We start from the raw sequence: 13724 nt of genomic DNA on the forward strand, positions 1-13724 counted from the left end.
CTGCGGCGGCTTCCAACTCGGCGGCGCGCGCCTCGGCGGCCTCGCGCTGCGCGGCCAGTTCGGCCTCCATCTGGGCAGCGGCCTCGGCGGCGGCGGCGGTGTCCTGATCCACGTTGCCGGTGAAGACCGGGCGCTCTTCCAGCACGGTCACGCGCTCGGCCAGCGTCTCGATGCTGCCCGCCGTGCCCTCGATCCGCTCGGACAGTCCGGCGATCTGCTCCAGCACCGGCGACAGGTCCACCTCGGGCATCTCGGGCAGTTCGGCGGGCGCAGCCGCCGCGATCTCCGACACGCGCGCCTGCAACTCGCTCAGGGCCGCGCTCTGGTTCTCCAGCGCAGCGGCGATCGCGGCGGACTGGTCGTCATTGCCGCCGCCCGAGGGCAGCACGCCCATGTAGGCCGCGCCATAGCCGATGCCCGCGGCGATCACGCCGCCCAGCACAAGCGGCACGAAGCCGCCACGCTTTTCCGGGGCAGGGGGCGGGGCCGGGGGCACCGGCGGCGGTGTCGTCTCGGGCGCTGCCTCGGCTGTCGTCCCGGCTGTCGTCTCGGTGGCGACCTCGTCCGCGGCCTCGGCTTCGGCATCGGGCGTCACCGTGTCGGCGTCGCCATCGGCGCCGTGCGCCGCGCTGCCCGAAACGCTGTCATCGCCCACCGTCCCGGCGGTCGCGTCTTCCGCCGGCACCGTCTCCGCGTCTGGGATGTCGCTCTGCGGGTCGCCCGCGCCCGCGGCGCTTTCGGAACCGGCGTCCACCTGGCTCGTGTCCTCGCCCGCAAGGCTTGCGGCGGCGTCGGTCAGCCCGTCCTCGACGTGGCTCACCGCGTCTTCGGTGGCACTCGTGACCGAATCGGTCGCAGCTGCGAGGCTGTCCTCGGCCGGAGTGCTGTCCTCGGTCTTGCCCCGGCTGCTGCCTTGCCGATTGCGTGTGCTGCCTGAGCTTTTCGAGCTTCCCCGTGCCACCTGCGCCACCCTTCGTCTGTCAATCCATCAACTGTCAAGCCCACCTGACAGATGCGCCCAAGCCAGCCTAAACCAGCGTGTCATGCCCCTCAAGCCGCGGCTAGGGAGAAATCAGCGCAGCCACCGCGCGGATCATCGCAGGCGCATCCGGGCTGTCGGCGATCCGCGCACCCTGCGCCATGTCATCGGGCAAGGCATCGGCCACCGCCCGGCTCAGGGCTACGATCTCGGCCTGCGCCGTGGCCGTACCCGCCGCTTCGGCAAATAGCGCCGCGCTGCGCGGCGAGAAGAGCGGCACGATCACCCGGCCCGGATGCGCCAGCGCCGCCACCAGTTCCGAGCCCGGCTGCGCCGCCACCTGGTCGTAGATCGCCCGCGCCTCGGCCCTCAGCCCGGCCTCGAACAAACGCCCGGCCACGTCGCCGCGGGTGTGCATCCCGCTCAGGTGCAAAAGCCGCCCCTCGGGCCGCGCCTCGGCCATCAGCGCGACCAGCGCCTCGGCATCGCCGCCCGCCGAGGTGGCCCTGAGGCCGATCTCGCGCGCGGCCTCGGCGGTGCGGTCGCCGACGCACCAGGCCGGAAGATCGCGGTCCCCGGTCAGGGTGCCGAACACCTCCACACCCGCGGCCGAGGTGAAGATCAGCGCGGACACCCCCTCGAGGTCGACCCGTTCCACCACCGGCTTGATCTCCAGCATCGGGATGATCGCCACCGCCACCGGCCCGACCGCCGCGCGCATCTCCTCGGCGAAGCGGTGGGCGGCATCCCGCGGTCGGGTGATCAGGACGAGCGGGGCATCGGCATTGTCAGACATGGGGGCGAGTGTTACCTGCCTATCCTCGAGCCTGCAACGAGGCGCCCATGCCCCGCCCCCTCACGATCCTCGGACTGGAAAGCAGCTGCGACGATACCGGCGCGGCGATCCTGCGCGGCACCGGCGCGGGCGCTGAGATCCTGTCGAATGTCGTGGCCAGCCAGACCGACCTTCACGCCGCCTTCGGCGGTGTCGTCCCCGAGATCGCCGCCCGCGCCCATGCCGAGAAGCTGGACCTCGTGACCGAGGAGGCGCTGGCGAAGGCCGGCGTTTCGCTCGCAGACATTGACGCCATCGCCGTCACCGCGGGCCCCGGCCTGATCGGTGGGGTTCTCTCGGGCGTCATGGCGGCCAAGGGGCTGGCCATGGGGCTGGGCAAGCCGCTGATCGGTGTGAACCACCTCGCCGGTCACGCGCTGACGCCTGTCCTGACCGACGCGATGCGCTTTCCCTACCTGATGCTTCTGGTCTCGGGCGGGCATTGCCAGTTCCTGCGCGTGGATGCCCCCGACCGCTTCCACCGCCTCGGCGGCACCATCGACGACGCGCCGGGTGAGGCCTTCGACAAGGTCGCGCGCCTGTTGGGCCTGCCCCAGCCCGGCGGCCCCTCGGTCGAGGCCGAGGCGGCCAAGGGCGACCCCGCCCGCTTCGACCTGCCCCGCCCGCTGATGGACCGGCCCGGTTGCGACCTCAGCTTTTCGGGTCTGAAGACCGCCGTCCTGCGGGTGCGCGATACGCTGGTGGCCGAGCAGGGCGGGCTGACCGAGGGGGACCGCGCGGACCTTTGCGCGTCGTTCCAAGGCGCAGTCGCCGCTGTGCTGGCCGGAAAATCCGCCCGCGCGCTGGCCGATCAATCCGGCCTCACCGGCTTCGCCGTGGCGGGCGGCGTCGCGGCGAACAAGACCCTGCGCGCGCGGCTGGAACAGGTGGCCGAGGCCGCAGGCCTGCCCTTCGTCGCCCCCCCGCTCGCGCTTTGCACCGACAACGCGGCAATGATCGCCTTCGCGGGCCTCATGGCCTTCGAGGCCGGGCACCGCGACGACATGCACCTGTCCGCCCGCCCGCGCTGGCCGCTGGATACCGCCGCCGCCCCGATGATCGGGTCCGGCAAAAAGGGCGCGAAGGCATGAGCGCCCCGCTCGACATCATCGGCGCGGGCGCCTTCGGCACGGCGCTCGCCATCACCTATGCGAAAGCCGGTCACCCCGTCACCCTCTGGGCGCGCGAGGGTGCCGCCGCCATGCACCACGCGCGCGAGAACACCCGCCGCCTGCCCGGCCACCGCTTCCCCGAAACGCTCCGCATCACCGGCGACCTCGCCGATCTCACCGCCGATTGCGCGCTGCTCGCGCTGCCGACCCAAAGCCTCGGCCCCTTCCTCGCCGCAACGCCCCTCGCCGCCAAAACCCTCGTCTCCTGCGCCAAGGGGATCGACCGGGCCACCGGCCTTGGCCCCACCGCGCTGATCGCGCAGCACAGCACCGCCACCCCCGCCCAGCTCACCGGCCCCAGCTTCGCCGTGGACATCGCGGCAAGCCTGCCCACGGCCCTCACGCTCGCCTGCGCCGACGACGCCACCGGCGCGGCGCTGCAGGCGCGGCTCTCCACCGCGACCTTGCGCCTTTACCGCACCACCGACGTGATCGGCGCGGAACTGGGCGGCGCGCTCAAGAACGTGGTCGCCATCGCCGCGGGCGCGGTCATCGGCGCGGGCTTGGGCGACAGCGCGCGCGCGGCGCTCATGGCGCGCGGCCTGGCCGAGATGACGCGCATCGCCGTGGCGGAAGGCGCGGAGGAGGCGACGCTGACCGGCCTTTCCGGTCTCGGCGACCTGATCCTGACCTGCGGCTCCGAGAAATCCCGCAACTTCCGCTTCGGCGCGGCGCTGGCCCGCGGCGAGAGCCTGCCGCCCGACACCACGGTCGAGGGGCTGCACACCGCCCGCCAGATCGCCGCGCGCGGGCAGGCCGACACCCCCATCGCCGCCGCCGTCGCGGCGCTGGCCGACGGGCGCGCCGACGTGGCGACCATCGCCGACATGCTGCTGAACCGCCCCCTCAAACCGGAGTAGGACCGATGCGCTACTGGCTCTTCAAATCCGAACCCTCGACATGGTCCTGGGATCAACAGGTCGCCCGCGGCGACAGCGGCGAGGAATGGGACGGCGTCCGCAACTACCAGGCGCGCAACTTCATGCGCGAGATGGCGGTGGGCGATCTGGGCTTCTTCTACCACTCGCAATCCGAGAAAGCCGTCGTCGGCATCGTCGAGGTCATCGCCGAAGCCCACCCCGACAGCACCAGCGACGATGAAAGGTGGGACTGCGTCGACATCAAGGCGGTCGAACCGCTGCCCACCCCCGTCACGCTCGAGCAGATCAAGGCGCGCGAAGACCTGTCGGGCATGGCGCTGGTCAAAAGCCCCCGCCTGTCGGTGCAGCCGGTGACGGAAGCGGAATGGCAGACGATCCGCGCCATGGGCGGCCTTTGAGCACCGAAAAAGGAGGGCCCCGACGCAAGCGCGGGACCCTCCACCACCCACGCGTTTTCTCGCTCCGCGTGTCTGTCGATGTCGGGCCCGTCCATCCTGGTCGGGCGTTGCCGAGACATAGCCACGTCAGCCCCGACAGGGCAACGAAATAGCCCGCCGCATTCAAGATGCATTCGCCGCAAATGCGAACGGCCCGCGCGGGGGCGGGCCGTTTGAACCGAAAGACGCCCGGCCTCAGCCGTAGACGCTTTCCTTACCGAAATGCTTGGTCAGCATGTAATAGACCACGGCGCGATACTTGTTGCGTTCGGACTTGCCGTAGGTCTCGATCACCGACGCAATCGCGGCGTCCAGCTCCGGCCCGTCCTTCAGGCCCAGCTTCTTCATCAGGAAGTTCTTCTTCACCGTCTCGATCTCGCCCGGCTGGCTGCCCGCCACGGTCGAGGCGTCGGCGTTGTAGATCGCCGGCCCGCAGCCGATCGTCACCTTGGTCAGCAGCGCCATGTCCGGCTCCATGCCGCACTTGTTGCGCAGATCCTCGGCATATTGCGCGATCAGGTCATCCCGTTTGCCCATGAACTCTCACTCCGTTCCACTGTCCCGGCTTGCCCCCTCTGGCCAAGCTCCGCGGGATGCTACCCGAGCGCCGCGACAGGTCAAAAGATAAATTGCAGGCAAAAGAATTGCCCGTCCTCAGCCGGTCAGCGCCGAAACATGCCCCTCGCGGATCACCTCGGGGTCATGGGCCTTGCGCCCGAAGACCTCGCGCAGCATCGGCTCGAAATGCTCCAGCGGCAGGGTGTCGTAGTCGGGATCGAAGCTCGACTGGTCCCAGCGTTCGCAGAATTCCGCGCAGCTGTCGAAACAGGGGTGGTCGCGGAACCGGTCGCGCGCGTTGCGGTCCCAGCCGTAATGATGCGCGTAATAGAGCATCTGGAAGATGCCGTGATGCTCCACCACCCAGGCGACATCCCAGCGCACGAAGGGGCGCAGCACCTCGGCCGACATGCGGTCATGGTTCTGCGGCGCCAGCCCGTCGCCGATGTCATGGCACAGCGCCGCGACGATCCAGTCGAGGTCCGCCCCGTCCCGCTCGGCCCGCGTCGCCGATTGCAGCCCGTGGCCCAGCCGGGTGATGCGGTAGCCCTCGAGCGTCACATGCTCCTGCCGGCGCAGCTCGTCCAGCACCCGGTCGGCGGTCAGCCGGAGAAAGGGTTTCTCCAATTCCTCCAGCAGCGCGTAGTCTTCTTTCGTGCCGTCCTTCATCTGCGTGAAGGAAACCGTCCGGTCCATCGTCGCCCCTCCGAGGTTTTCCCGCACAGTTTAGGAGGATTTTAACGAGTCCCTGCAAGGGTAGCCGTCGATCGGCCGATCACGCGCCGGGCCAAGGCCCGGTTGCACGCAGGACCCGAGGTTTCGTTGCCGGGCTGATGACAGCCCCCATCAAGGGCCAAGGGCCGGCAATCGACCGGACTCCGCGCATTTGTCCATCGCACCCCGTGACGGGGGTGTCGGAACCTCGCCCACCCCTGGTGGCGCCACCTCTCCTGCCGCCGGGCCATGCCCCGGCCAAGGGACCAACCGCTTCGGCCCTCGGCCCGAACCGCCGCGCAAGGCCCCTCCCGAGAGCACCCCCGGTTTCACCCCGTCCCGCACCATGCGCGCGACGCCCGCCATGCTGTCCACCGCACGGGGCGCGCCCCCCCGATGCGAAAAGGGCCGGCGCGGTCATGTCCCGACCGCGCCGACCCCGTGGATGATCACCCGCCAAGGGGCGTATCAGTAGCGGTAATGCTCCGGCTTGAACGGACCTTCCGCCGGGACGCCGATGTAATCGGCCTGGTCCTTCGACAGCGGCGTCAGCTTCACGCCGATCTTCGCCAGGTGCAGACGGGCGACCTTTTCATCCAGCACCTTGGGCAGGATGTAGACCTTGTTCTCGTAGGCATCGGCGTTCGACCACAGCTCGATCTGCGCCAGCACCTGGTTGGTGAAGCTCGCCGACATCACGAAGGACGGGTGCCCGGTCGCGTTGCCGAGGTTCAGAAGACGCCCCTCGGACAGCAGGATCAACCGATTGCCGTTCGGCATCTCGATCATGTCCACCTGTTCCTTGATGTTCGTCCACTTGTGGTTCTTCAGCGCGGCGACCTGGATCTCGTTGTCGAAATGGCCGATGTTGCCCACGATCGCCATGTCCTTCATCTCGCGCATGTGCTCGATGCGGATCACGTCCTTGTTGCCGGTCGTGGTGATGAAGATGTCGGCGTCCAGATGCTCTTCGAGCAGGACAACCTCGTAGCCGTCCATCGCCGCCTGCAGCGCGCAGATCGGGTCGGCTTCGGTCACCTTCACGCGCGCGCCCGCGCCGCGCAGCGAGGCCGCGCTGCCCTTGCCCACGTCGCCATAGCCGCAGACCACGGCGACCTTGCCCGCCATCATCGTGTCGGTCGCGCGGCGGATGCCGTCGACGAGCGATTCCTTGCAGCCGTACTTGTTGTCGAACTTCGACTTGGTGACCGAGTCGTTCACGTTGATCGCCGGGAAGGGCAGGTGCCCGTCGCGCATCAGCTGATACAGGCGGTTCACGCCCGTCGTCGTTTCCTCGGAGACGCCGCGGATCTGCGCCTTCACCTTGGTGAACCAGCCGGGGCTGGCTTCCATGCGCTTCGTGATCTGCGCCTTGATGACCGCTTCTTCCTCGGACTGGGGAACCGGGATGATCTCCTCTCCCGCTTCCGCGCGTGCGCCGAGCAACACGTAAAGCGTCGCGTCGCCGCCATCGTCGAGGATCATGTTCGGGCCATCGTCGAACAGGAACGACTTGTCGAGGTAATCCCAATGCTCTTCCAGCGTCTGACCCTTGATCGCAAAGACCGGCACGCCCGCCTTGGCAATGGCGGCCGCCGCGTGGTCCTGCGTCGAGAAGATGTTGCACGACGCCCAGCGGACATCGGCCCCCAGCGCCACCAGCGTCTCGATCAGGACGCCGGTCTGGATCGTCATGTGGAGCGAACCCACGATCCGCGCGCCCTTCAGCGGCTGTGCGGCACCGTATTCCTCGCGCAGCGCCATCAGGCCCGGCATCTCCGTTTCGGCGATGTCGAGTTCCTTGCGGCCATACTCGGCGAGAGCGATATCCTTGACGATGTAATCGGTCACTGGCGTCTGTCCTTGAAAACTTCGATCCTTGTTACCGGCGCAGATAGCACTCCCGCCGGGATGCGGCAATGCGAAGGGGATGGCCATCGCCGCGGGCGGTGTTATCACCGCGCGCAGCAACCGGAGGCCCCACCATGCCCAAACCGCCCCCCCGAGCCTGGCAACGGATGCTCTCGGGCCGCAGGCTCGACCTGCTGGACCCGACACCGGTCGATATCGAGATCGAGGATATCGCCCACGGACTCGCCTTCGTCGCGCGCTGGAACGGGCAGACGCGGGGCGATTACGCCTATTCGGTCGCCGAACACTCCCTGCTGGTCGAGGCGATCTGCGGCCGCCTGAAACCCGACTGGCCGGCGAAATGGCGGCTGGCGGCGCTGCTGCACGACGCGCCCGAATACGTGATCGGCGACATGATCAGCCCGGTGAAAGCGGCGGTCGGCCCCGGCTACGGTGCGTTGGACGAACGGTTGACCGCCGCGATCCACCTGCGCTTCGGCCTGCCCGCGATGCTGCCGAAACCGGTCAAGTCATTGATAAAACGCGCCGACCGCGTCTCGGCCTGGCTCGAGGCGGTGCAGCTTGCGGGCTTCGCCACGGTTGAGGCCGACCGCTTCTTCGGCCGCCCCGATCCCGCGCTGACCGAGGGCCTGACCCTCGTGTTGCGCCCCCCGGTCGAAGCGCGCGACGCCTTCACCGCGCGCCACGCCGCGCTGATGGCAGCCCTATGATCACCGTGCGCCCGGCCCATGCGCTCGACGCGCGCGAGATGGCCGAGATCCTGAACGAGATCATCGCGATCGGCGGCACGACCGCCATGACCGGCCAGATCGACGCCGCGTATTTCGTCAACCGGATGCAGACCGCGCCCGAGGCCTCGGCCTGGCATGTCGCGGAAACCGACGCGGGCGAGATCCTCGGGTTCCAGTGGATCGCGCCCCATGACGGGCTTCCGCCCGAGGCGGTCGATATCGCCACCTTCGCCAAGCCGGGGCGGCAGGGCCTCGGCATCGGATCGAAGCTGTTCGAGGCGACCCGCGCCGCCGCCGCGCGGATGGGCTACGCATGGATCAACGCCAGTATCCGCGCCGACAACGCGGGCGGGCTGGCCTATTACCAGTCCCGCGGCTTCGAGGATTACGGGCGCATCGCGGGTTACCGCATGGATGACGGCACCGTCGTGGACAAGATCCTGAAACGCTTCGATTTGTCCTGAGCCGCGCGGTCAGCGGAAGAAGCAGGTCGTCCCGGCCCAGACGATGCGCACCGCCTCGTCATTCTCGGTCAGCAGGCCATAGACCTCGGTCCGCGAAAACTCGGTGCCCAGCGACGTGATCGAGAAATTGCCCTGCGGCAAGGCAAGGCGCGGCTGGCCGGGCAGGATGCCGCCGCCTGCCGGAAGGCCGGGGTCGGAGTTGACCCATCCGACGAAATTCCCGTCCTGGAAATTCAGCGTCAGCCCGTCTTCCCAGGAGGCCGCGGTGATCGGCCCGGCACCGCATTCGGTGTTGGTCGTGATCTGCATCGGCCCCTCGCCCAACAGGCGTGTCACCGTGTCGATCACGCCGACCTGCGCCCGGCCGAAATCGATGCGCAACCGGCTCACGGTCGGCTGGATGCCGCGCGCATCGAGGGTCAGGACCGGCGGCTCGGGCTCGCTCGGGGTCGTGACGCAGGCCGCAAGCGCAAGGCTCCCGGCAAGGGCGATCAGGGCAGGCAGGCGCATCGGTCGTGTCTCCCGACTCAAGGGGGCGGCGGTTCGGGCGCCCTCTTAGCGCGGGCTGCGCTTGGCGAGAATACGTTGCAGCGTCCGGCGATGCATGTTCAGCCGCCGCGCGGTTTCGCTGACGTTGCGGTCGCACAGCTCGTAGACCCGCTGGATATGCTCCCAGCGCACCCGGTCGGCCGACATCGGGTTCTCGGGCGGCGGCGGCATCTCTTCGCCATCGGCCAGAAGCGCCGCGGTGATGTCATTGGCATCGGCGGGCTTGGACAGGTAATCGGTCGCCCCGATCTTGACCGCCGCCACCGCGGTGGCGATCGCGCCGTAGCCGGTCAGCACCACGATGCGCGCATCGGGCCGCTTGGCGCGCAGCGTTTCCACCACGTCGAGCCCGTTGCCATCCTCGAGCCGCAGGTCGACCACCGCGTAGGCGGGCGGCCGCGCCGTGGCGATGGCCTTGCCGGCCGCGACCGACAGGGCGGCCTCGACCTCGAAGCCGCGCTTCTCCATCGCGCGCTCCAGCCGGCGCAGGAACGGTTCGTCATCGTCCACCAGAAGCAGCGATTTGTCCGGTCCGATGTCAGTGAGGCTGCGCTCCTGCGACATGCGGCGTCTCCCTTCGGTCGTTCAGCGGTTGAACCTGTTTAACGGTATTCGCGTCCTGCGGTCAATTTGTCGCGCGCGGGCGCGTTGTCCAGTCTTCAATCCAGTCTTCAACCGCCTGCATTCAGGAAACATTCCGCGCGCTCGGCCATCTGCTGCGGTGTCGTCTCGCGGTTGAAGAACTCGACGAAGCCATGGCCGGGCAGCACCAGGTAGGTAAAGGCCGAGTGATCGACCAGGTAATAGGGGTCGTCGCCTTCGCGGTTGATCCGGTAATAGACCCGGTAGGCGCGTGCGGCGGCGTCGGTCTGCTCGGGCGTGCCGGTCAGGCCCAGCATCCGCGGATGGATGTTCTCGGTGAAGGACTGCACCACCTCGGGCGTGTCGCGCTCGGGATCGACCGAGACAAAGACGGGTCGGACCGAATAGCCGTCGGCCTCCATGATATCCACCGCCTCGGCATTGCGCACCGTGTCGAGCGGGCAGACATCCGGGCAGAAGGTGTAGCCGAAGTAAAGCAGCGTCGGTTCCGTGATCACATCCGCGTCGGTGACCGTCTCGCCGGTCTCGGACACCAGCGTGAAGGGCCCGCCGATCTGGCCCGCGCCGCCCGCCACGACGCTGCCGCGGCATTGGCCGAACGGATCGGCCGAGGCGCTGCGTTGCGCTTGCCCCAGGTACACGCTGATCCCGACGCCGAGGACCAGCGCACCGATCAGCGCGGCAGAGGCGATGGCATAGACACGGGTCATGGACAGTCCTTTCGGCTACGACGGGGCACCGGGCCGGTTGCGTCGGTCATCGTTGATTACCTATGCGCCGCGCCCTATCAATTCACGACTGCCCGCCTGTGACAGAAAGCCCGCCCTCCATGGCCATCACCACCGCCGACCCCGCCGTCGATCTCGTCCGCCAGGACGCCCGCAGCGACTGGGTCCGGTTGCGCACGCTTCTGGTGCTGCGCTGGCTGGCGATCCTCGGGCAGACCGTCACCGTGGTGATCGCGTCCTTCTACCTTGGCCTGCGCGTGGAACTGGGCCTGTGCTTCCTCGCCATCGGGGCGAGCGTGGTGTCGAACCTGATCGCCATGACGATCTTCCCCGAAAACCAGCGCCTCTCCGACCGCGACGCGATGCTGACGCTCTTGTTCGACCTGTCTCAGCTCAGTTTCCTGTTGTTCCTCACCGGCGGGCTGAACAATCCCTTCGCGCTGTTGATCCTTGCGCCGGTGACGATCTCGGCCACCGCGCTCACGATGCGCTCCACCACGATCCTGGGGTGCCTTGCCGTCCTGATGATCACGCTTCTGGCGATGTTCCACGTGCCGCTCACCGCCGAGACGGGCGAGGTTCTGATGCTGCCCGACATCTTCATCGTCGGCTTCTGGAGCGCGATCTGCATCGGCATCGTCTTCCTGTCGGCCTATGCGCGCCGGATCACCTCGGAAACCCATTCCATGAGCCAGGCGCTTCTGGCGACGCAGATGGCGCTGGCGCGCGAGCAGAAGCTGACCGACCTGGGCGGGGTGGTCGCCGCCGCCGCGCATGAGCTGGGCACGCCGCTGGCCACCATCAAGCTGGTCTCCACGGAACTCGCCGAGGAGCTGGAGGGCCAGCCCGAGCTGGCCGAGGATGCGCGGCTGATTCGCACCCAGGCCGACCGCTGCCGCGACATCCTCCGCTCGATGGGCCGCGCCGGGAAAGACGACCTGCACATGCGCTCCGCGCCGCTGGGGGCCGTGGTCCGCGAGGCCGCCGAGCCGCACGCCGACCGCGGGGTCGAGGTGCTGTATGATTTCGCCGCGGACGAGGGCGCGCCCGAGGGCCAGCCGCTGATCTGGCGCAAACCCGAGGTGATCCACGGGCTGCGCAACCTGGTGCAGAACGCCGTCGATTTCGCCGAGGCGCGCATCTGGGTCGAAGGTGGTTGGGGCGACGGCACGATCCGCATCCGCATCACCGACGACGGGCAGGGCTTTCCGCAGGACCTGCTGGGCCGCCTCGGCGACCCGTTCCTCAGCCGCCGCGCCCGCAGCCAGGCGCGCGAGCGTCCGGGCTACGAGGGGATGGGCCTTGGCCTGTTCATCGCCAAGACGCTGCTGGAACGCTCGGGCGCGCGGGTCAGTTTCTTCAACGCCTCCGACCCGTTCCTCGTGGCCGAGGACAAGGCCGAGAAATCCGGTGCCGTGGTCGAGGTGACCTGGCCGCACGAGGCGCTGGGCCTTCCGGCCGAGGAGGCCACCGGCCCGCTGGGCGAGAACCAGCCCATCGCCATCTGATCCGGTGCCAAGGCGTCCGGGCGTGGGCGGTGGTGGGGGGCGAGGGCGGCGGAGGCGTCTTGCGAGGCTTAACCCGACGTTAACCAGTTATCCCGATGCTGCCCGCCGGGGACAGTGAACGGATGCCGGCCGATGACCCAATTCGAAACCATGGCGGTGTTTGCCGCGGTCAGCCTGATCGGCGGGATGCTGGCCGTTCTTTTCAGCAGCGTGATCACCGAACGCCGCCGCGCGCGGCGCGATGCGGCGCCGGGGCCGGTCTTTGCCGACACGCCCCGGCGCTACGAGTTCCGCGAGGGCTACCTGATCACGCCGCTGGACGCCAACGACGCCTTTCTTCCGCCCGGCACCGACCGCACCAAGGCCTTCGAGGTGCTGGCCCGCGCGCTCAGGGCCTTCAGCCCCGATCTGCCCGCCCATTTCGCCGCGCTCGCCGACCGGGGCGAGACCTTCCTTGTGACCAGCCGCTTCGGCCAGGACCTGCTGGGCGTGGCCGGCCGCGCCGAGGGGGGGCGGGTCGTCGTCACCATCGGCCCCGCCGAAACCGGCGAGGGCCGGCTTGTCGTGGACGGCCCCGCGCTCGACGCGCTCCGCGCCGAGATCGAGGACCTGCGCGCCGCCGTCGATGCCGCCCGCATCCCGGTCTGGCGTCAGGACCGCGACGGCAACGTGACCTGGGCCAATGCGCCCTATCACGCGCTGGTCGAAACCCTGTCGGGGTCCGCGCGCACCGAAACGCGCTGGCCCTTGCCGCCGCTGTTCCGGCCCGCGCTCGAGCCGCCCCCCGAACCCGGCACGCTGCGCCGCCTGCGGCTTCAGCCCGACGGCGCGCCGCTGGCCCCCGTCACCCCCGGCGATCCGCGCGGGGGGGCGCTGTGGTTCGAGGTCTCGGCGGACCCGCGCGCCGATGGCGGGCTGCTGGCCAGCGCCGCCCCCGTCGACCGGCTGGTCGCTGCCGAGGCGTCGCTGCGCGACTTCGTCCAGACCCTGTCCAAGACCTTCGCGCATCTGCCCATCGGCCTCGCCGTCTTCGACCGGCGGCGCGAACTGATGCTGTTCAACCCCGCCCTCGTCAGCCTGTCCGGGCTCGAGCCGCAATTCCTGTCGCGGCGGCCCGGCCTTGTCGCCTTTCTCGACGCGCTGCGCGACCGGCAGCGGATGCCCGAGCCGAAGAACTACCTCGACTGGCGCAACCAGATCGCGCGGCTGGAACAGGATGCCGAGGCCGGCACCTACCAGGAGCTCTGGACCCTGCCCGATGGCCACAGCTTCCGCGTGATCGGCCGCCCGCATCCCGATGGCGCGGTGGCCTTCATGTTCGAGGACATCACCTCGGAAGTGTCGCTCACCCGGCAGTTCCGCGGCGATATCGACCTTTATCGCTCCGCGCTCGACGACCTGCCGCAGGCGCTGGCGATCTTCTCGGGCGAGGGGCGGCTGGTGCTGGCCAACGCGGGCTTCGCCGCGCTCTGGGGCGAGGGCGCCGCGCCCGCCACCCTCACCGAGGCGACGCAGCTCTGGCAGGCGGGCTGCGCGCCAAGCGGGGCCTGGGCCGACATCCTGGATTTCTCCTGCCGCAGCATCGACCGCGCGCCCTGGTCGGACGAGGTGATCACGACGGCGGGCACGCCGCTGGCGCTGCGCGTCGCGCCGCTTGGCGGGGGCGGCCTGTCGGTGGGGTTCCACCCGCTCG

At 69.3% G+C, this 13724-nt stretch carries 14 protein-coding genes and 1 pseudogene; 7 read left to right on the forward strand and 8 right to left on the reverse strand.

Going from position 1 to position 13724, the window contains the following annotated elements:
- A pseudogene (locus QQK83_RS17010) lies at positions 1–961 on the reverse strand (hypothetical protein); the annotation flags it as partial.
- A gap of 100 nt (positions 962–1061) precedes the next feature.
- Positions 1062–1775 carry a uroporphyrinogen-III synthase gene (locus tag QQK83_RS17015; protein WP_284266279.1) on the reverse strand — a complete coding sequence of 238 codons (714 nt, stop codon included), beginning with the start codon at positions 1773–1775 and terminating at the stop codon, positions 1062–1064.
- Positions 1776–1822: 47 nt separating this feature from the next.
- Between QQK83_RS17015 and tsaD the strand changes: the two genes are divergently transcribed.
- From tsaD to QQK83_RS17030, 3 genes are read left to right on the forward strand one after another with little or no spacing between them, the layout of a single operon-like run.
- Positions 1823–2905, forward strand: a complete 1083-nt coding sequence (tsaD, locus tag QQK83_RS17020; protein WP_284266281.1) for a tRNA (adenosine(37)-N6)-threonylcarbamoyltransferase complex transferase subunit TsaD — start codon at positions 1823–1825, stop codon at positions 2903–2905.
- A complete protein-coding gene (locus QQK83_RS17025) occupies positions 2902–3846 on the forward strand; it encodes an NAD(P)H-dependent glycerol-3-phosphate dehydrogenase (RefSeq protein ID WP_284266283.1) in 945 nt (314 codons plus the stop codon). Before tsaD ends, QQK83_RS17025 begins: the two co-directional genes overlap by 4 nt.
- Positions 3847–3851: 5 nt before the next feature.
- Positions 3852–4265: an EVE domain-containing protein gene (locus QQK83_RS17030; RefSeq protein WP_284266285.1), complete on the forward strand. Its 414-nt coding sequence runs from the start codon at positions 3852–3854 to the stop codon at positions 4263–4265.
- A 234-nt stretch (positions 4266–4499) separates the two neighbouring features.
- On the opposite strand, the gene QQK83_RS17035 is transcribed toward QQK83_RS17030, so the two are convergent.
- From QQK83_RS17035 to ahcY, 3 genes are all read right to left on the reverse strand, one after another.
- On the reverse strand, positions 4500–4841 hold the full coding sequence (locus QQK83_RS17035) for a DUF2853 family protein (protein ID WP_284266287.1): 342 nt from the start codon (positions 4839–4841) through the stop codon (positions 4500–4502).
- A 117-nt stretch (positions 4842–4958) separates the two neighbouring features.
- Entirely contained in the window at positions 4959–5558 is a 600-nt protein-coding gene (locus tag QQK83_RS17040; protein WP_284266289.1) for an HD domain-containing protein, read from the reverse strand.
- A 486-nt stretch (positions 5559–6044) separates the two neighbouring features.
- Positions 6045–7427 (reverse strand): adenosylhomocysteinase, encoded by a 1383-nt coding sequence (gene ahcY / locus QQK83_RS17045; protein ID WP_284266290.1) that lies wholly within the window; start codon positions 7425–7427, stop codon positions 6045–6047.
- Between the two features lie 134 nt (positions 7428–7561).
- Here ahcY and QQK83_RS17050 point away from each other — a divergent pair, with 134 nt between their 5' ends.
- Positions 7562–8158 carry an HD domain-containing protein gene (locus QQK83_RS17050; RefSeq protein ID WP_284266291.1) on the forward strand — a complete coding sequence of 199 codons (597 nt, stop codon included), beginning with the start codon at positions 7562–7564 and terminating at the stop codon, positions 8156–8158.
- Positions 8155–8643, forward strand: coding sequence for a GNAT family N-acetyltransferase (locus QQK83_RS17055; protein WP_284266292.1), 489 nt, complete (start codon positions 8155–8157; stop codon positions 8641–8643). Before QQK83_RS17050 ends, QQK83_RS17055 begins: the two co-directional genes overlap by 4 nt.
- A 9-nt stretch (positions 8644–8652) precedes the next feature.
- Here the strand turns inward: QQK83_RS17055 and QQK83_RS17060 are convergent, their stop codons facing one another.
- From QQK83_RS17060 to QQK83_RS17070, 3 genes are all read right to left on the reverse strand, one after another.
- Entirely contained in the window at positions 8653–9153 is a 501-nt protein-coding gene (locus QQK83_RS17060) for a hypothetical protein (RefSeq protein WP_284266293.1), read from the reverse strand.
- A 45-nt stretch (positions 9154–9198) separates the two neighbouring features.
- Entirely contained in the window at positions 9199–9756 is a 558-nt protein-coding gene (locus tag QQK83_RS17065; RefSeq protein WP_284266294.1) for an ActR/PrrA/RegA family redox response regulator transcription factor, read from the reverse strand.
- A 107-nt stretch (positions 9757–9863) separates the two neighbouring features.
- Positions 9864–10505: an SCO family protein gene (locus tag QQK83_RS17070; protein WP_284266296.1), complete on the reverse strand. Its 642-nt coding sequence runs from the start codon at positions 10503–10505 to the stop codon at positions 9864–9866.
- Positions 10506–10624: 119 nt separating this feature from the next.
- Between QQK83_RS17070 and regB the strand changes: the two genes are divergently transcribed.
- Entirely contained in the window at positions 10625–12031 is a 1407-nt protein-coding gene (gene regB / locus QQK83_RS17075) for a sensor histidine kinase RegB (protein WP_284266298.1), read from the forward strand.
- Between the two features lie 132 nt (positions 12032–12163).
- Positions 12164–13724: PAS domain-containing protein (locus QQK83_RS17080; protein ID WP_284266301.1), on the forward strand; the 1561-nt coding region annotated here is incomplete at its 3' end.

Source organism: Roseicyclus amphidinii, assembly GCF_030163755.1.
Lineage (GTDB): Bacteria > Pseudomonadota > Alphaproteobacteria > Rhodobacterales > Rhodobacteraceae > Roseicyclus > Roseicyclus amphidinii.